The sequence below is a fragment of the Chryseobacterium echinoideorum genome (assembly GCF_007474535.1).
GTDB lineage: Bacteria > Bacteroidota > Bacteroidia > Flavobacteriales > Weeksellaceae > Chryseobacterium > Chryseobacterium echinoideorum.
This window is the reverse complement of record NZ_VKNW01000016.1, coordinates 1-18,098: the sequence shown is the minus strand read 5'-3', so window position 1 is coordinate 18,098 and position 18,098 is coordinate 1. Positions and strand designations below refer to the sequence as shown.

Genomic DNA, 18,098 nt, shown 5'->3' with positions numbered 1-18,098 from the left:
TAATTATATTGATATTAAATACAAGCGATTAAATTTCAAGTACTAAACTTCACGCAATTGAGTAGAATTGCATAATTAGTTATTCCAATCATACAATTTTGTCTGCAAATAAATACCACAGATTATGCAGACAACAAATCCATTCCAAACCATTCTCGACGAATTAGGGGAAGTAAAAGACTTACTTTATTCCCTAAAAAAAGAACCTGAAATTGAGTTAAAAAAGAAACTGTATTCTATCAAAGAGTGTTCAGAAATTCTTAAACTTGATTACCAGACCGTACGCTCACACATTTTAAAAGGTAACATCAAAGCGGAACAAATCGGAAGATTCTACAGGGTCAATCATTTTGAGCTGATGGATGCTTTAAACGAAGTCAAATCGCTTAAGTATAGGAGATAGATAAAGATTTTATTTATCAATCATTCTTATTCAACCGTCCGTATTTCTATACGGAAACAAACTTTTAAAATATGAGCGAAAAAATCCCATACCTAAGAGTAGGTACAACCTATTATAAAACCATTGAAAAACCATTGATCTCCGGAGACAAAATCTCAATTTTGGTACGATGGAATCGTGAAACAATTATTAGCGACCACGGAAAAATCTACGTTTCAAAAGTTTCAAAGTACGATGGTTTCTGTTGTATTCCTTCTCATCTTGACTATAGGCAGATTATAGACGGATTCTACAATATGTACAATGAGATTCCTTATCAACCAATCAATGAATATACAACTTCTGAAGCTTTAGAAAACAAAATTCCATTCTCACTAAAATTTATGGAACATATTTTCGGAGAGCAATTGGAGTTAGGTTTAGATTACATAAAGATATTGCTTGAATATCCAACGCAGATACTTCCAATTCTTTGCTTGGTAAGTAAAGAAAGATCTACTGGAAAATCTACTTTTATCAAATGGCTGAAATCCATCTTTGGATTAAATATGACCTACATCAAAGGTGACTCATTCAGCAGTCAGTTCAATTCAGATTGGACTTCGATGGTGATAGTAGCTATCGACGAAGTATTCTTCGATAAAAAAGAAATCACGGAACGCTTGAAATATCTTTCTACGACCGACAAAGACAAAAAGGAGGCAAAGGGTAAAGACCGTGAAGAAGTTGAATTCTTTGGCAAATTTATTCTTTGCTCTAATAATGAAGATAACTTTATTAAAATTGATGAAAATGAGATCAGATTCTGGATCATCAAAGTAAAATCGATCAAAAGCGAAAACACCGAATTTCTAAAAAATCTCAACAAAGAGATCCCGTATTTTCTTCGATACTTAATTCAAAGACCATTCCACAGTCGTAAGGAGACAAGGATGTGGTTCACAGAATCACAGATCAGAACAAAAGCTCTTCAGAAACTGGTTTGGAAAAATAATAACAAACTTGAATCGAAAATCATCGAGCTTTTATATGAGTTTTTTGAAAGTACAGAAGACAGCAAGCTCCATTGTATTCCTCAGGATATTTTCAATATGCTTGGTAAGATGTTCAGCAAGCAATATTGGACAGTTAATGATGTCCGGAAAATACTGAAAGAAAACTGGAAACTTGAACCTCAAAGTAATTCTTTGTCCTATATCAAATACGACCTCGATTATGGTTTAAGCTTTTTTCAACAGAACAAAACAGGACGATATTTTACAATAGAAAGGAATTTTATTCTTAAAAAATTTGATGAAATGATGAATTAATTGATAATGAAAATAAAATCAATTAGTTACGTGTCATCAAAATCCTCATCAAATTTTTAAACCCTGATTTTTGATGAGAGGATGATGAGGAGAATATTTCCACTTTGATGAGGTGATGAGACTTTGATGAGAGTTTAAGATGTTGTTATTCAGTTTTTTTTAGATGTCTTTCTCATCAATTCATCAAAAATTATTCAAAACTAAACTCGTCCGCCTGAACTGACTATTTACTGTTAAAAAATATTAAAAATTATAAAAATGAACTGCAAACAATTTAACAGCATATCGTTGGAAGAAGTCCTCCTTTCTCTCGGACACCTTCCAACGAAACAAAATGAAAAAGAAGCTTGGTATCTCAACCCCTTTGCCAGCGAATCCCAAGCCTCTTTCAAATTAGATAAAAGAATTAATGCTTGGTATCTTCACTCAGAAGATGTCGGCGGGAACAATACCGACTTTATGAAGAAGTATTTGAAGACTTCGGTCAATGAAGTTCTGGACTGGGCGCAAAAACAAAATTTTTCTTCTTTTCATCAGCAAGAACATATTAAAAAATCGAAACCTAATTATAGAATTGATGAAATAATGGATATCCAGAATCCCAACTTGAAAAATTATTTGCAGGAACGTGGATTAAGTCCTAAAATCTATGATTACATAAAGGAGGTGCGATTTACAGTTGGAGAAAAGAGACTCTATGCAATTGGATTTGAAAATTTATCCGGAGGCTTTGAGCTTCGTAATTCTTTTTATAAAGGGTCACTGTTGAAAAAGGATATTTCAATAATTAATATCAATTGTGGTTTACAGGACATTTCAAGTGTTGAAGTTAAAAATATCAAAAGTGCAGCAGTTTTTGAAGGCTTTATGGATGCCTTGTCTTTTGTCGAAATGCAGAGATCTTTCACAGGAGATATTCTCGTAATGAATTCCATTGCTCTTTTAAACAGATCCATAGAACATTTGAAAAATTACTCTGATATCAATCTGTTTCTCGACAATGATAATGCAGGAATTAAATGTAAATCTCAGATCATAAAATCTTTTTCGCAAGCAAAAGATTACTCCGGAATTTATTCCAACCATAAAGATCTCAACGAATTTTTGATACATCGAATAAAAAATGATGTAGCTAATAAATCAGGAAAGCGATCTGAAAAATTTCCTGAACCTGATAAATTAGAAGAGATAAAGCAGGAACCGGAAATTAGAAACTCAAATAGTTTTAAAATGAAGCGTTGATAAAGCGTGCTGTATGTTTTTTACCAACTACCCGCAGAAGTTAGGAGCGCATTCGCAACTTTGAAGGTCGTTCCTCCCAACAAAGTTTCAAATACGCTCTACGAGGCTTTTAACCTGAATAAAATAATATCAGGTTAGCTTATTGAACCTGTATAAAAAGCATTGGGGTTATTTTTATCGAAGGTGTGTAAAATAAACACAGGTAAAGAGTAATGCTGCGTCATATAACTACAGCAATCTTTATTGAAAATTTAAAAGCATAAACAATAAAAGTGTAAAACTTTAAAGATGTAAAAGCAATGAAGACCTCTATTAATTTCAAAGTTGTTAAGTCCGATTCTGAAACCCATAATTTCAGGAAGAAAACTTTTGATTACATCCGTAAAGACCTTACACCAAAGAATGAATACTGGATGGAACAAAAAATAGCTGAAAGGATCCAAAAGATCGAAGCGTATTGCAAAGATAAGTCAGGAAGGAAATTACAGAAGAATGCAATGCCTGTTCGGGAGGCAGTTGTAGTGATCAAAGAGAACACAACGATGCTGGAACTTCAAAACTTAGCTAAGAGACTGGAAGAAGAATTGAGCATCCGTGTTTTTCAGATCGCCATTCATAAAGACGAAGGACACACTGATAAAGATACAAAAGAATGGAAACCAAATTACCACGCTCATCTGGTAGCTGACTGGCAGGATCTGAAAACTGGTAAAACACTTAAACACCAGTCCTTCCATTATTCAAAAATGCAGGATTTGACAGCCGAATGCTTGAATATGGAAAGAGGGATCTCTGGTTCCAGAGGAAGATTGGAAGCTATTGAGTTTAAGATTCAGCAGAAAGAAGAAGATCTCAAAATTTTGGAAGAAAGGTATGATGCGATGAAATCTGAAATGAGTTCGAAGAAATCTGAGGAGTTGGTTGTCAAGGAAAATGATTTTCTGGGTTTTAGAAAAATTAAGACTGATAAGACCATTGCGAATTATGAAAAAGCATTTCGCAGCTACAGAAGTATAATTCAAAAAAATAAAATAGAATTAAATTCTAAATCAAAGCAAATTACTGAACTCAATGAAAAGGTTAGTAATTTAAAACAAGAAGTACACCTATTCAAAAACAAAAACTCTGTACTATTGACTAATCCAACCGTTTTTGCTTCTGAAAAGAAAAAATATCTGGATTCTGTTGTTAATATTCTGGAGAGAGAAATCAAATTTGAAAGATATCGATATCCTAATATTGATAGGTCAGAAAATAAAGAACTAAAATCAGAAATGGGGCACATTGCAGAAAAAATATGTAAAGAAAATAATATCCCATTCTCTGCTTTTAATGAGATTTTTAAAGACAAAGAAATTGCAAATCAACTTTTCTCTTTACTAGGTTTCGGTAGTAACAATACAAATTATGAGTCTGAGAATATTCCAATTCAAAAGAACAAAAGGAGACGATGCTAATATTTGTAGAAGGGTAATAGCAAGACATATTTTTATACGTACAGAAATTTAATTTTGTACCACCATAAACCCTTCTGCTGTTTTTGTAAATAACGTAGAAATATCTTGACTTATTTTTGTTCAGGAAATCTTTTTTATATTAAACGATTGTAAATTTTACACAAGTGGACAAAAGGAATTTCTGATGAAAACAAATATTGAAGAATACTGTCAGCGACTATCCAAGCTCTTTGAGCAATGCAGTTTATTTTAGCTGCATTTTGTTTTGGATAAAAAACATTTGTCAATCCAAGAATATTTAGCACAAAAAATATTTGTAAGTACATAACAGTCAAATCATCAAAAATAAATTCTATATTAGTTGTTGAAACAGCTGTAAGAAATTATATCAAATCATACTGACGCAATGCGGAAATTTGGAAGATAGCTGTAATTGTAAATAAAGTGTAGTTAAAAAAATGATTAATAAAAATAAAGAATATTGCTATAGAATTATACATATCGAAAACCTGCCAATAATATTAGAAACTGGAATTGTATGCAAAAAAAACTCTAAAGCTAATTCTAATTATATTAATATTGGAAATCCTGAAATAATTGATGTAAGGACTGAAACTAAGGTGAGAATTGAACACTATGGAATGATTGGTGATTACGTACCGTTTTATTTTACATCCAAATCAATTATGCTCTTTAATATTCAAACGGGTTATAGACATCCTGTTGTTCCTAAAAGGGGGCCTTCTGAAATTTTAGTAATGAGATTCAGAATATCGGATTTAATTTCACTTGATAAGAAGTGGTTTTTTACTGATGGACAAGCTAATGACGCTGCCACAACTCATTATAATTCTCTTTCTAAAATTGATAAAATTGATTGGCAAAGTATTCATCAAAATAATTTTTCCAAATCTGAGGATTTTGACCGCGCTAGGCGTTATCAAGCAGAACTTTTAGTGAAGGATGAGGTTCCAATTCATATTATTGAATCAATAAATGTTTATGATGATGAAGCTAAAAAATATGTTGAAAAAATTTTGAAAGAGAATAAGCTAGAAATTAAAGTCAATACTAATAAAATTTATTACTTTTGAACATGATTAAAATTGAGAAAGGAGATTTATTAACTGCAAATGTCACCGCCTTAGTGAATACAGTTAACACTGTAGGAGTTATGGGTAAAGGAATAGCTTTGCAGTTTAAAGAAGCTTTTCCTAATAATACTAAAAAGTATATTGAGGCATGTAAAAATAAAGAATTGATGCCTGGTAAACTGTTGTCAGTTTGGGATGCAAACCTACAACTAGGTAAAAAATTAATTATTAATTTTCCGACAAAAGTTCATTGGCGTCATCCGTCAAAATATGAATATATTGAAAAAGGCTTAATATCTTTAAGAGAGTTAATTATCAAAGAAAAAATTGACAGTATTGCTATACCTCCACTTGGTTGCGGAAATGGAGGGCTTGATTGGAATGTAGTAAAAAAAATGATATTTATATCTTTAGAAGATTTAAATACAGAAATAATTCTTTTTGAACCAAATGAAGGTATTAAGGAAATTCTTCAAAAACAGGAAACAAGAAAAATAACAAAACTAACTCCTGCAAGAGCAACACTATTATATTCTTTGTTTGCTTTTGAAAGTATTGGAGAATATAGTAGTTTATTTGCTGCAAATAAGCTGGCTTATTTTCTACAAAGAAAAGGACAAAAATTAAATTTGGACTTTAAACCTTATCATTATGGACCATATGCAATAGGTGTGGAAAAGGTTTTATACAGTCTTAATGGAGTTTATTTGAAAGGGATGGAACAAGGTAATGTAAAACCTTTTGAACCACTTTACTTAAATTATGAAAAATGGGATGAAGTAAAAAAGTATGTGAACAATAATTTGACTACTGAAGAATTATTGAGGTTAAAAAGTTTAATTAAGTTTATTTCTAATTTTAGTTCTGAACTTTCATTAGAGGTTTTAGCCACTGTTGATTACATTCTTTTCCAAAATCCTAATTCTTCACTTGATGAGGTAATGTTGTCAATCAAAAAATGGAATATTAGAAAAAGTCAATTATTTAAAAAAACTTTAGTGGAAGAAGCTTATGTTTATTTGAAGAATTACAAAGAGCAAATTTTCGCATAAAAGTAATTCAGCTAAATCATATAGGCTAAACATTCAACTAGATTTTATTTGTAATAGCCACAACTTTATCTGACAGTTAGGGGTTCAAAATAATTGTCAGTTATCCAATATTGTCCTTACTTCCAAAAGTAAGGATTTTTTGTTCCTCTGCAAGAGTTTCCAATAATTTTCTTATTGTTTATGTAATTTATTTCTTATTCTGACAATGTCTTTGATAAAAAAAGAACCCACGCCGTTGTATATACTATTAGAGTATTTAGTGAGTGTTCAAGACCTCACCCTGCGGGTGTACAAGCACCCTCGTATTTTTTATCCAATAATTAATTCTATTCCGGCTTTTTCAGCCTTGTATTTTATTTTGCTTTGCAATTCGTAATAACTCCAATTACGAAGCACAAATTCCTGTTCTTTTGCAATACCTATTTTGTCTTCGTGATTTTTAAGAATAAGTGTGCCTGCCTGTTGCTTGATACAGAAATCGATAAGCTTTCGGCTGTACAAATGAAGTCTATGACTTACATATCTACTTTCCAGATTCTCTGTTTTATACAGTGCCTTTTGTTTCCGCTTGGCTCCCTTTCCTGAACGGACATAGGCGATACCATCCTGAATCCTTTTCTGACTTGCCTGAATTGCAAGTCTGCGATACAAAAACTCTTCTTTTGAACCAATATTGATGCGTACATTGTTTGCTTTTGCAACTATTGGATGTTCCAGAGACAGGGAAGCTTCCGCAATGATTTCGGGTTTTAAAAGATGTTCTTCTTTTTCAAATTCAAATACGGCAAGCCAATAGATTTTCCTGTCTTTCAGTTGGATCTGTGAGGTGCAAAGCTTTATCTCTTCTTTTAGCAGACGTTCCATGATGACTCGCTTATCAGTGTAGTCTTTTCCTAAGTATGTTTTGACAGGAATTGCAAACATATTGAAACCAAAAGCTTTCGTTTCTTCGTCATATCTCATTTTGCTGATGCATTTAACAGGCAGTGGTATTGGAATATCTCTTTTATAGTTTCTCAATGATTTTGTTCCCTGCCAGTAGTCTGCTTTGTTTTTTGAGAAGGTTGATTGAATTGTATTGTTAAGGCTTCCCAAAATATCTGTCGGGATTTCACCTTTGAATCGGTCAAATACCATTCGTGCGGTGGTTCCAGTTTTCGAACGGTTAAACATTCCCATTTGATCTTTCTTTTCATCAGCCAGCTTATATTGGATTCCTTCTGTAAAATAAAAAAAATCCTTGATCATTTCCTGAACATACAAATGGGAAGCTATTAAGTTTGCCGCTCGGAAACAGCGGTTTTGATACCGATAAAGTTTTTCCCACATTTCATTTTTTCGTTCAGACGGAACATCGATCAACAACTGAATTTTTCGGGTAAGTGTCATCGTAGATTTTTCCATATCAAAAAGGTATTTCAGAGTTGTTACGATTCTGTAAATATTGGTAGGCGTAAAGAAACTCCTGATGGACTTCTTTTTCAGAAAGTTTAAGTTCTCGTGCAATGACTGCAAATGAAGATTTCTGTTCAAATCTTCTGTTTATAATTTCAATTTGTTGACTGCTGAGTTCAACTTGGTGAAACTCACTTTTCTGAGATTTAATCGGTGACTCTTCAAGATAATTTCTCTTTAAGATTTTCCTTAAATCATCTATTGCTCTACTTACCTCATTGCTTATATCTTTAACATTACTTCCCATTGCTTCTGCAATGGGTTTGTACTGAAAGCCATATTGAAGGCATAGCTCGATCAAGTGTTTTCTTTTGGGGTTTATCACTTTTAAGACCTTATTGACTTCATCAAAATCTTTTTGATCAGATTCCTGACGAAGAAGATGTTCTTTGTCTTGCAAAGGATCATACCCAATAAGATAATCCTGATAGTTCTCAAAACTTTCAAGTGAAGCCGTTAAGCGAGCGAATTTATTTTTTGGGGTATTGAAATACGTTATGCAGTCTCTTTTCAGAACAAACCGTAAAAAACCAAGAATATGATTTGGAGTTTCAATGGAATCTCGGTGTAACCAGAGTTTAAGAAATGTATCCTGAACCAAAGTTTCTACAACAAAATCATCATCGAGCATTTTTTTTCCGATCCAAAAAAGAAGTCTTTTGTACCGAAAATGAATATGTTCTAATGAAGTTGGGTTTCCTTCTTTCAATAGTTTATATAACTGATGATCGGTGAGCTTTCGGGGCAGAGAGTTTGTTCTTTTCATAAGCAGTGTATTTGAGCTGATTATTGCTTGAAGAACTGCTTTGATAAATAAGATGAATTCTCTGCATCATTGAAAATATTCACTCACTACATTTTGCCAAAATAAAGGCGTGGAACTCAACTTACCGACCGGTGGTACTGGCATACCAAGCAACGATAAGTGAGCCCACGCCGAAGTCGTGGGCACATTTACTTATCCTCTCGTTGCTTTTTGAAAAGTGCCAGTTTTCCAGTCGAGAATCTAAGCAATAGCTTCTATATTTCTTTGAACTATCGCAAAATTACTTTTATAAATAATTTATTCCAAATATAATAAAAATTATTTAATTACGGTCGTTCGACCGTAATATTTTAATAGCAAAATATTTCTTTTGTTATATGATTGACATAAACGAGAAAATCTGTTCGTATATAACTAAAAATTGGTTGATTCCTTGGCTTAAAGAAAATAAGTCGCAGAACTCGTTTGCTAAAAGTCACGATATTGAAGAAAGTACTGTACGAAAAATTAAGAGTGATAATACTTATAGAATTCCTGTTGAAACACTTTACAAAATTTGCAAAGCAAGAAAAATTACTCTTGAACAATTTTTTAATCTTATAAATGAATAAAATACCGACGACAGTCGGTATTTTATTTTGGTACTATTATATGCTATAACCTCAGTATCATAATAAATGCACTTTTGATAAGTATGTAATTTTTACTATTATATTATATATTTATCAAATTACTATATTTGAATAAGAGGATAACCATTAAAACTTTATTAAACAAACTTTGATATGAATATTTTCAAAATTCACATCCATAACTTTAGATTGCTAAGAGAATTCTCAATGGACTTAGAGGAAGACCTTTCTTTAGTTATAGGAAAAAATAATACAGGAAAAACATCAATCCTTTCCGTATTAGACAAGTTCTTAAATGAAAAAAGTAAATTTTCTTACGATGATTTCAATATAGAATTTAAAAAAGAACTTGTTTCACTTATCGAACAAGAGACATTGCCTGAGGAATTTAATCCTATTGGTATTAAAATGAAGCTTTTTATTCAATATGGAGAAAGGGATAATCTGTCTAATGTAAGCCGATTATTAATGGATTTAGACCCTAACAATAATGTAATTGTTTTAGGATTTGAATTTACACTTAATTATACCGATTTTTTGAAATTAAAATCCGATCTATTTGTTTTCAGATCTAATGAATCTGCTAAAAAAGCCAATGCACTCGAAAAGGAGGTTGAATATGAAGAAAGAGGTTTAAAAGACTTCTTGCAAAAAGAAGTCGGAAATTATTTTAAAATTCAAAAAAAATCATTTGAATATCGACTTGATACGGAGGAAGTAAATGAAGAAAATTTTATTGATCTTGAAAAGGAAGCAATAGGCATTAAGGATGTCATAAGCTTTAAATACATAAGTGCGAGACGAGATGTTACCAATAAGGAAGTTGATAAAACTTTATCGAGACAAACCTCTAATTTGTATAAAAAAAGGGAAGACAGTAGTGAAAAAAATCAAGCTACAGAAGACTTTAAAGATCAATTGGCAGGAACGGACAGAGTTCTGACTGAAATTTATGGTAATCTATTTAATGAAGTAATTGATAAAGTAAAAAATTTTGGAGGGGTAAAAATAAATGAGTCCGATATTGCTATTATTTCAACTTTACAGCACCGAGAACTTTTAGAAGGAAATACGACAGTCGTTTATACGCACGATGAACATAAGCTACCTGAGCATTATAATGGGTTAGGTTATATGAATCTGATAAGTATGATTTTTGAAATTGAAATCATAGTTCAGGAATTTAAAAGGGACAAAGATAAAAAACCAGCAGATATTAATCTACTTTTCATAGAAGAACCGGAGGCACATACGCATCCTCAAATGCAGTATGTATTTATTAAAAATATAAAAGAGCTTTTGGGTGATGGTATAAAAAGAGATGATGGTGAAAATCGCATATTACAGTACATTATTACTACTCATTCATCCCATATAGTTGCAGATAGCGACTTTGATGATATTAAATATTTAAAAATTCAAAGTACGAATAATGTTACAGCAAAAAACCTAAAAGATTTAAAGAAAGAATATGCAATTGATACTGATCAATATGAGTTTTTAAAACAATATTTGACGATTAGCAGGGCAGAGATTTTTTTTGCAGATAAGGCTATCTTGATTGAAGGTGATACAGAGAGAATTCTGATTCCAACCTTTATGAGAAAGATAGATATAGAAGAAAAGGCAAGATTGGAAGCAGAAAATGCAAAGGATGATTTTCTTCCTTTGCTATCTCAAAACATCTCAATAGTAGAAGTAGGTGCATATTCTCAGATCTTTGAAAAGTTCATTCAATTTCTGGGAATCAAAGGAATTATTATTACTGATATTGACTCTAAAGGAGATTTAGGGAAACGGGATGATGATGGTCGTGTAATTTTACAAGCGTGTCGTGTTACTACAGGTATTGAGACTAGTAACACAGCTCTAATGCACTTTTTACCTGGGATTTCTTGGGAACAGCTAAAAGCCCTAAACATAGAGCAACGTATTATTTCAGTAGGAAACTCAAAGCTTTGTATATGTTATCAGCAAGAAGAAGGAGATTATCACGCCAGAAGTTTTGAAGATTCATTTATACATATTAATCGAACTTTTATTAATAACAATAGAGATAAGTTTCAGGGGGTACAAAATCGAAAATTATTTGATGCAGCGACAAATGATGCGTATGAATTAGCTGAAAAGTGCATAAAAAAGAAAACACATTTTGCTTTGGATATTTTATATCATAGTGATGACAAGTTTAGTAATTGGGAAATTCCGGAATACATAAAAAAAGGATTGCTATGGTTGAAGAAAGACTAAATTTAGAACAGGAGGTTCAAGAAATATTTCAATGTATTGATGAAGACAGAAACTTCCTGTTAAGTGGCGGTGCGGGTAGCGGTAAAACCTATTCATTGGTAAGTGTTATCAGGCAATTTATTAGTGAAAATCCTTCAGAAAAGGTTGCCTGTATGACCTACACGAATGCAGCGGTAAAGGAAATAGAAGAAAGAGTGAACCATAAAAATCTAAATGTTTCTACCATACACGATTTTTTATGGGACAGCATCAAGCATTTTCAAAAAGAACTGAAAGCGGTTTTGGTTTCCCTATCTAATGACGAAAATGTATCAAGCATTTCTATTGATGAATTAAGTCCAGTTCCGGATAACTATTTTGATGATCTGGAAAAAGGAATTCAGTACAAAGAATTTTTTAGAATTCGTGAAGGTATCATTTCTCACGATGAAATATTAATTGTAGCCAATTTGCTTTTTGAAAAATATCCTAAGCTTTGTGATATTGTAAAGGATAAATATCGATGCATATTTATTGATGAATATCAGGATACAAGCAGCGAAGTAGTAGACATATTTCTTACTCATTTTAAAAATAGTAATAAAAAAAATATTATCGGTTTTTTTGGAGATGCGATGCAGTCTATTTATGAAGATGGGATTGGTAATTTGGATGATTTTAAAGGAGACGAGGAGGATACAGTTAAAGAAGTGAAAAAAGAACAAAATCGAAGAAATCCTCAAGAAATTATCGAATTAGCCAATAAGCTACGTACCGATGGAATTCAACAAATTCCCTCAACAGATAGTACAGCTCCCAATATGCTAAATGGTACTATTAAAGAGGGAAAAGTATTGTTCTTATATTCCTCTGATGATGATCTTGGAATAATAAGGCAATATCTCGCAGATAATTTCAGATGGGATTTTAATAATTCAAAAGAAACAAAAGAGCTTAATCTTACTCATAATTTAATAGCAGGAAAGGCAGGCTTTAGAACTTTGATGAATATTTATGATAGTGATCAAATTTTAAAATTCAGAGACAGAATTAAAAATTACATAAAAGATCAGAGGGTAAGTGCCGATTTTTCAGAAAAAACATTCGGAGAAGTAATAGATATCCTTCAACAAAATAAATCCGGAGCAGAATTACGAGCACTAAGTCCTACACCAGCAATGCAAACTTTTATAAATAATAATATTGAATTATTTGATTGTGCTAAATCATTTATTTTTTCTGAATTATTGAAAATTTATGTTAGCAAAGATCAATTGCTTGATGACAAGAAACAAGATGAAGATGATGAAAATAAGAAAGGATCGAAACGGGATAACTTGATTAAACATTTATTTAAAATTCAAACAAATATATCGCTATATAAAAATGGAAAATACAATGAATTTTTGAGAGTCACAGATTATCGTTCCAGAATTTTAACAATAGCTGATAAACGTGCATTGAAAGAAAATATTGAAGAACTTATTTTTGTTGGGGATAAAACTATTGAAGAAGTGATTAACGATGCAAATGATAAAGGAATTTGTTTAATTGATGATAAGCTGATTGCTTTTAAAAAGAACAAAGAGTATTTATATAATCGAGTGAAGGATGTTAAGTTTAGTGAATTTCAGAAACTATATAAATACCTTGAAGGGCAAACACCGTTTTCAACACAGCACAAAATCAAAGGTGCGGAATTCGATAATGTGTTAGTCATCCTTGATAATGGTAATTGGAATGATTACAATTTTAATTACCTTTTTGATAAGGAAAACATTTACCAAGAGCTTGTAGATGGAAAATCAAAGACGAAAAGTAAACTTGAATCTTTTCCAAGAGTTCTTGCTAGAACTCAAAAAATATTTTATGTCTGTTGTACACGTGCAAAAGAGAACTTGGCAGTATTTTTTCACAATCCGGATGCACAAATTATAACAAAAGCTAAAGAATGGTTTGGGGATGCTAATGTGAAAAATATAGATTAAGATAATTTTCTATTGATTAATTATATGGACATCGAACATAAAATAGACGAACTTCAAAAATTAGTATCAAAATATGATACTGAAAGTTTTGCAGGATCTTTAGCTTTTTTTATTAAAAGAAATATTGATCCTGCAGCTGATATAGAAATAAATAGATTTGGTTCTAAACTTAAAGATTTTCTATACTTAATTTCATTGAATGCATTTTCTGATAAAAAAGGAAAGGAAAAGTTTGAGTTTCCATTTGACGGATTACATCTAATTGCAGATAAACTTGATGAAATAAAAAAAATTATCTATCCACAAGATTTAAATAATTATACTAAAGAATCAGTAATTCACGAAATGGCTGTTAGAAATCATTTTGATAATGGTGTGCTAAGTTATGTTGAACAAGATTTGGAAAAATTAAGAAGGGTGTTTTCTCCTTTTGATGAAAAGATAATTTCGGATTTTGGGTTTGATATTGATTTTCTTATTGAAGCTTGTAAAGAGATTGAATTAATTTCTTTAATTCGAGGAAAGCAAACTATGGAGTTTATGTTTACTAAGGAATTTGCAGATTTTAATGATAGAATTCAAGGTGGCAAAATGAGTGCCTCAGATTCATATGATTTAATGCCAGAGAAAATTCAAGATGCATTAGATTCATTTAATTCTAAAACATATGCATATTTAATGTTTTCAGCATCTGATTTATATCACAGGCTTGATGCTGAAAAAGTTGACAAACTTCTAAGATTAGTTTCAATAGTACCAGTTTCTGACAATTCTATAAGATATTATACTGCTGAAAGTATATTTGAAAAGACACCATTTTTGAAACTTTCCAATGGTAATTATTTAAGCTTATATGGGAAACAATTGCCTATTGCTATTTATAAAATTCTTTATACCCATCTATTTAATGATAATGATACCAATGTTAAATTAAGGAAACACAGAGAAAATACTTTAGAAAACAAGGTTAATGATATGTTTAAATCTTTCTTTACCAGTAAAGATTCCTGTTTTTTTGAGAATTATTATGTAATTGATGACCACGAGCAAGATTTGTTAATTTTATATAAGAGAAATGCTATTATTGTAGAAATTAAAGCCTCAAAACTACGTGAACCTTTTAGGGACGTAGATAAGGCTATTAAGAGATTAAAATCAGATTTTGAAAATTCCATTCAATATGGCTTTGATCAATGTAAAAGAGTAGAAGATTTCTTTTATTCTGATGAAGTTTTTTATTTGAAAAATGCTCGTAAAAAAGTACTACAAGCTGTCAATCCTTTTGAAATCAATAATGTATTTTCAATTGTTGTAACACTAGAAAGATTTGGCTGTTTACAAACTGATTTGGGTTTATTGCTAGATAAGGAAGACGATATAGATTATCCGTGGTCGGTTTATATTGATGATTTAGAAGTATTTTTAAAAACGCTTCAATTAAAATCGAAAAATCATATTAATAATTTTTTTGACTTTTTAGATTGTAGAAGACAAATGCACAATAGAATGTATTCTATTGATGAACTTGATGTTTGTGCTTGTTATTTACAAAATCCATCCAACTTTAAAAAATTAGCTGAATCTGAAGATATCCATTTAACCTTTTCTCCATATGAACAGGGTGATTTTGATAAACTTTATTGGTCGGGCAAATTAAAATTTAAAGAAAAAGCATTACCTGATGATTTTTCTAGGTTTGGCGTAAAGTAATATTTGTGCTTCTAAGAGGTCGATAGTTAATAATAAGTTATTGTAACGAACTCAAAATGATATAAACATTCAAATGTTCGGAATTTCGTTTTAGCACCAAAATTAGCACCTTAAAATATAAAACCCTGTAAATTAATGATTTACAGGGTTTTAAGTGGAGTTGGAGGGATTCGAACCCTCGTCCAAACAAGCAATACATAAGCTTTCTACATGCTTATTCTGCTATTGGTTTTCGACTGGAGGCAGAGAGCAGACACCCAACTTCCAGCTTATCTTCTGAGGTTTTCGAGCTTTAGCCGAAGCGTCCAAAGCCTTATTTCTGCATTCCTATATCCCAGAATCAAACGCCGCAGAACAGAGCGGTTGTGGAATATCTTGCTTCCCTACTAAAGTCTTCGGGAAAACGCTTGATCTACTATACTTCGATATTAAGCTGCAAGAGCGAACTCTTCGTTGCCAGTTAAAATTTTGCAGCAAAGGATTTAAGAGATTGCGCTGCGGTTCTCTGCATGCTTACTTATCCATTGGTCTTGCTGTCGAAACCAGTCAACCCCATGAATAGTCCTGCAAATATAAGATATTTTGTTCACATAAATTAAGGTTATATTCATATTGTATTAAAAATTGAAAAAATAGTCGGAGATAATTTTGTGGTTAATTTAAAAATGCATATTTTTGCAATCCAAAATGAGATGTAATATATGTTAATAATTCCAGTAAAAGACGGAGAGTCTATCGACAGAGCATTAAAAAAATATAAAAGAAAATTTGACAAAACTGGTACAGTTCGTCAGCTAAGAGCTAGACAACAGTTTATCAAGCCTTCTGTAACTTTAAGACAAGCTAGATTGAAAGCTGCTCATAAGCAAAGAAATCTTAGCAAAGAAGAACAGGCTTAAGATTTTTCTTAATACATACAATAATCACTTATTAAATAATTTTATTTAGTAAGTGATTTTTGTTTTATATTTACATTATGCGGGATAAGTTCTTAGATTACATACAATATGAAAAAAGATATTCTCCTCATACTATAATAAGTTATGGGCGGGATCTAGATGATTTTATCTTGTTTCATCTCAAAACAGAGGCTTCGGACAATATTATTCAGGCTGATAAGAAAATTATCAGGAATTTTATTGTTGATCTTAATGAGAAAGGAGTATCTAAAAGAACTGTCAACCGAAAATTATCTACGCTGCGTAGTTTTTATCTTTTTCTTTTAAGATTAGGTGAAATTGATGTTTCGCCTCTGGAAACAATCAATTCTCTGAAGTTCTATGCTGAAAAGCAAATTCCTGTATCGCAGGAAGAAATGGAGACATTGCATACCAAAGTTTTTCCGGAAATTGAAAACCTGCTTGATGAGTGTATTGTTGAAACTCTGTATCAAACAGGAATGCGAAAATCTGAGCTTTGTGGCTTGAAATTTGAAGATGTAGATTTGTATAAAAACGAATTAAAAATTTTAGGGAAAGGTAATAAAGAAAGGTATGTTCCTATTTCAGAAAAATTAGGCAGTTTGTTAAGATCTTATCTGCAAACAAGAAAACCTAAAAAAGAATTTGAAAAGTTCTTTTTTGTAAACAGATTAGGAAAAAAACTCACCGAAAAATTTGTTTATATAGTAGTTAATAAGTACCTTAGTATTGTTACTTCTAAACAGAAAAGAAGTCCTCATATTTTAAGACACAGCTTCGCGACGCATGTTTTAGACAATGGGGCAGAGATATCGAAAGTAAAAGAAATATTGGGTCATTCAAGTCTTGCAAGCACACAGGTGTACACCAATGCCAATATTGAACAGTTGAAAAAAGTGTTTAATCAGGCTCATCCAAGAGCAATTAAAAAAGAAGAATTATGAAGATTTCAGTACAAGCAATCGGCTTAACTCCACATGAACCGCTTGAAGCACATGTTAACAAAAAAGTAAGTAAGCTTGATACATTTTATGACAAAATTATAGAATGTAAGGTTTTTTTAAAAGTGGAAAATAATTCAGATAAATCAAATAAGACAACTGAGCTTATTTTAGCAGTTCCGGGAGATGATATTGTTGTGAAAAAAACAAGTGCAAGCTTTGAGGAAAGCTTAGATTTATGTGTAGATACTGCTAAGAAACTGTTAATCAAGAAAAAAGAATTAGCGTCATAAAAAATGTGAAAAAACTTCATGAAAAGTTTGAGAATTCAAAAAATCCGTTCTATATTTGCACACGCAAAAAAGGAACAGCGATCTTTTGAATTCTTTTTTTAATTGCTTCCATAGCTCAGTTGGCCAGAGCACGTGATTTGTAATCTCGGGGTCGTGGGTTCGAATCCCTCTGGAAGCTCAATTTAATATAAAATATCTGGGGAGATTCCAGAGTGGCTAAATGGGACTGACTGTAACTCAGTTGCTTCGGCTTCGTAGGTTCGAATCCTGCTCTCCCCACATTTTATATTATAAAAAAGTTGCATAAATACAGGAAATTTCCTAGTTTTGCACAGCGTTTACCAATAATTTTGGAAACAAAATTGCGGAAGTAGCTCAGTTGGTAGAGCGTCAGCCTTCCAAGCTGAATGTCGCGGGTTCGACCCCCGTCTTCCGCTCAAATAATCACTTTTTAAGTGTTATTTTTAACTACTGATGTAGTAGAGTAGAGTTCTCTTACAGCCTCAGTTCAACAATTAAATTGCTTCCATAGCTCAGTTGGCCAGAGCACGTGATTTGTAATCTCGGGGTCGTGGGTTCGAATCCCTCTGGAAGCTCAATTTAATG

The 18,098-nt window shown here is 31.7% G+C and carries 15 protein-coding genes, 4 tRNA genes and 1 other RNA gene; 17 read left to right on the top strand and 3 right to left on the bottom strand.

The annotated features are described in order from the left end of the window. Window positions 1-124 precede the first annotated feature (124 nt). From FOL89_RS16570 to darG, 6 genes are all read left to right on the top strand, one after another. Window positions 125-403 (top strand): helix-turn-helix domain-containing protein, encoded by a 279-nt coding sequence (locus FOL89_RS16570; RefSeq protein ID WP_144283871.1) that lies wholly within the window; start codon window positions 125-127, stop codon window positions 401-403. Between the two features lie 71 nt (window positions 404-474). Next, the gene (locus FOL89_RS17610; protein ID WP_228444947.1) at window positions 475-1,713 is read left to right on the top strand and encodes a primase-helicase family protein; all 1,239 of its coding nucleotides are present in this window, start codon (window positions 475-477) and stop codon (window positions 1,711-1,713) included. A gap of 258 nt (window positions 1,714-1,971) precedes the next feature. Then, on the top strand, window positions 1,972-2,955 hold the full coding sequence (locus tag FOL89_RS16560) for a toprim domain-containing protein (protein ID WP_144283870.1): 984 nt from the start codon (window positions 1,972-1,974) through the stop codon (window positions 2,953-2,955). 299 nt (window positions 2,956-3,254) lie between these two features. Continuing rightward, entirely contained in the window at window positions 3,255-4,412 is a 1,158-nt protein-coding gene (locus tag FOL89_RS16555; RefSeq protein ID WP_144283869.1) for a hypothetical protein, read from the top strand. A 458-nt stretch (window positions 4,413-4,870) separates the two neighbouring features. Continuing rightward, window positions 4,871-5,506 (top strand): type II toxin-antitoxin system toxin DNA ADP-ribosyl transferase DarT, encoded by a 636-nt coding sequence (gene darT, locus FOL89_RS16550; RefSeq protein WP_144283868.1) that lies wholly within the window; start codon window positions 4,871-4,873, stop codon window positions 5,504-5,506. Between the two features lie 2 nt (window positions 5,507-5,508). Beyond that, entirely contained in the window at window positions 5,509-6,558 is a 1,050-nt protein-coding gene (gene darG, locus FOL89_RS16545) for a type II toxin-antitoxin system antitoxin DNA ADP-ribosyl glycohydrolase DarG (RefSeq protein WP_027381470.1), read from the top strand. Between the two features lie 309 nt (window positions 6,559-6,867). On the opposite strand, the gene FOL89_RS16540 is transcribed toward darG, so the two are convergent. Continuing rightward, a complete protein-coding gene (locus FOL89_RS16540; RefSeq protein WP_144283867.1) occupies window positions 6,868-7,962 on the bottom strand; it encodes a hypothetical protein in 1,095 nt (364 codons plus the stop codon). Window position 7,963: 1 nt separating this feature from the next. Continuing rightward, on the bottom strand, window positions 7,964-8,779 hold the full coding sequence (locus tag FOL89_RS16535; protein ID WP_144283866.1) for an RNA polymerase sigma factor: 816 nt from the start codon (window positions 8,777-8,779) through the stop codon (window positions 7,964-7,966). 377 nt (window positions 8,780-9,156) lie between these two features. On the opposite strand from FOL89_RS16535, the gene FOL89_RS16530 reads away from it, so the two are divergent. The 4 genes from FOL89_RS16530 to FOL89_RS16515 all read left to right on the top strand — a co-directional run bounded on the left by FOL89_RS16530 (window position 9,157) and on the right by FOL89_RS16515 (window position 15,338). Beyond that, window positions 9,157-9,390 carry a helix-turn-helix domain-containing protein gene (locus tag FOL89_RS16530; RefSeq protein WP_144283865.1) on the top strand — a complete coding sequence of 78 codons (234 nt, stop codon included), beginning with the start codon at window positions 9,157-9,159 and terminating at the stop codon, window positions 9,388-9,390. Window positions 9,391-9,564: 174 nt separating this feature from the next. Beyond that, window positions 9,565-11,661: an ATP-dependent nuclease gene (locus FOL89_RS16525; RefSeq protein ID WP_144283864.1), complete on the top strand. Its 2,097-nt coding sequence runs from the start codon at window positions 9,565-9,567 to the stop codon at window positions 11,659-11,661. Then, complete coding sequence (locus FOL89_RS16520) at window positions 11,643-13,628, top strand: UvrD-helicase domain-containing protein (protein ID WP_144283863.1); 1,986 nt, start codon at window positions 11,643-11,645, stop codon at window positions 13,626-13,628. The genes FOL89_RS16525 and FOL89_RS16520 overlap by 19 nt, the downstream gene beginning before the upstream one ends. A 24-nt stretch (window positions 13,629-13,652) precedes the next feature. Continuing rightward, a complete protein-coding gene (locus FOL89_RS16515; protein ID WP_144283862.1) occupies window positions 13,653-15,338 on the top strand; it encodes a hypothetical protein in 1,686 nt (561 codons plus the stop codon). 152 nt (window positions 15,339-15,490) lie between these two features. Here the strand turns inward: FOL89_RS16515 and ssrA are convergent. Further along, window positions 15,491-15,892, bottom strand: a transfer-messenger RNA (tmRNA) gene (gene ssrA, locus FOL89_RS16510). A 147-nt stretch (window positions 15,893-16,039) separates the two neighbouring features. Here ssrA and rpsU point away from each other — a divergent pair. The 7 genes from rpsU to FOL89_RS16475 all read left to right on the top strand — a co-directional run bounded on the left by rpsU (window position 16,040) and on the right by FOL89_RS16475 (window position 18,088). Further along, entirely contained in the window at window positions 16,040-16,237 is a 198-nt protein-coding gene (gene rpsU / locus FOL89_RS16505) for a 30S ribosomal protein S21 (protein WP_062697349.1), read from the top strand. A gap of 77 nt (window positions 16,238-16,314) precedes the next feature. Next, window positions 16,315-17,202: a tyrosine-type recombinase/integrase gene (locus tag FOL89_RS16500; RefSeq protein ID WP_144283861.1), complete on the top strand. Its 888-nt coding sequence runs from the start codon at window positions 16,315-16,317 to the stop codon at window positions 17,200-17,202. Then, on the top strand, window positions 17,199-17,492 hold the full coding sequence (locus tag FOL89_RS16495) for an HPF/RaiA family ribosome-associated protein (protein WP_143884244.1): 294 nt from the start codon (window positions 17,199-17,201) through the stop codon (window positions 17,490-17,492). Before FOL89_RS16500 ends, FOL89_RS16495 begins: the two co-directional genes overlap by 4 nt. Window positions 17,493-17,596: 104 nt before the next feature. Further along, window positions 17,597-17,670 (top strand) — tRNA-Thr (locus FOL89_RS16490). 20 nt (window positions 17,671-17,690) lie between these two features. Then, window positions 17,691-17,771: transfer RNA gene (locus FOL89_RS16485), tRNA-Tyr, on the top strand. Between the two features lie 85 nt (window positions 17,772-17,856). Next, a tRNA-Gly gene (locus tag FOL89_RS16480) sits at window positions 17,857-17,929 on the top strand. A gap of 85 nt (window positions 17,930-18,014) precedes the next feature. Then, a tRNA-Thr gene (locus tag FOL89_RS16475) sits at window positions 18,015-18,088 on the top strand. The last annotated feature ends 10 nt before the right edge of the window (window positions 18,089-18,098 follow it).

Bases quoted from the DNA above. Each gene is read 5' to 3' on its own strand.
- FOL89_RS16570 (WP_144283871.1), top strand. From the start codon at position 125: ATGCAGACAACAAATCCATTCCAAACCATTCTCGACGAATTAGGGGAA.
- FOL89_RS17610 (WP_228444947.1), top strand. From the start codon at position 475: ATGAGCGAAAAAATCCCATACCTAAGAGTAGGTACAACCTATTATAAA.
- FOL89_RS16560 (WP_144283870.1), top strand. From the start codon at position 1,972: ATGAACTGCAAACAATTTAACAGCATATCGTTGGAAGAAGTCCTCCTT.
- FOL89_RS16555 (WP_144283869.1), top strand. From the start codon at position 3,255: ATGAAGACCTCTATTAATTTCAAAGTTGTTAAGTCCGATTCTGAAACC.
- darT (WP_144283868.1), top strand. From the start codon at position 4,871: ATGATTAATAAAAATAAAGAATATTGCTATAGAATTATACATATCGAA.
- darG (WP_027381470.1), top strand. From the start codon at position 5,509: ATGATTAAAATTGAGAAAGGAGATTTATTAACTGCAAATGTCACCGCC.
- FOL89_RS16540 (WP_144283867.1), bottom strand. From the start codon at position 7,962: ATGGAAAAATCTACGATGACACTTACCCGAAAAATTCAGTTGTTGATC.
- FOL89_RS16535 (WP_144283866.1), bottom strand. From the start codon at position 8,779: ATGAAAAGAACAAACTCTCTGCCCCGAAAGCTCACCGATCATCAGTTA.
- FOL89_RS16530 (WP_144283865.1), top strand. From the start codon at position 9,157: ATGATTGACATAAACGAGAAAATCTGTTCGTATATAACTAAAAATTGG.
- FOL89_RS16525 (WP_144283864.1), top strand. From the start codon at position 9,565: ATGAATATTTTCAAAATTCACATCCATAACTTTAGATTGCTAAGAGAA.
- FOL89_RS16520 (WP_144283863.1), top strand. From the start codon at position 11,643: ATGGTTGAAGAAAGACTAAATTTAGAACAGGAGGTTCAAGAAATATTT.
- FOL89_RS16515 (WP_144283862.1), top strand. From the start codon at position 13,653: ATGGACATCGAACATAAAATAGACGAACTTCAAAAATTAGTATCAAAA.
- rpsU (WP_062697349.1), top strand. From the start codon at position 16,040: ATGTTAATAATTCCAGTAAAAGACGGAGAGTCTATCGACAGAGCATTA.
- FOL89_RS16500 (WP_144283861.1), top strand. From the start codon at position 16,315: ATGCGGGATAAGTTCTTAGATTACATACAATATGAAAAAAGATATTCT.
- FOL89_RS16495 (WP_143884244.1), top strand. From the start codon at position 17,199: ATGAAGATTTCAGTACAAGCAATCGGCTTAACTCCACATGAACCGCTT.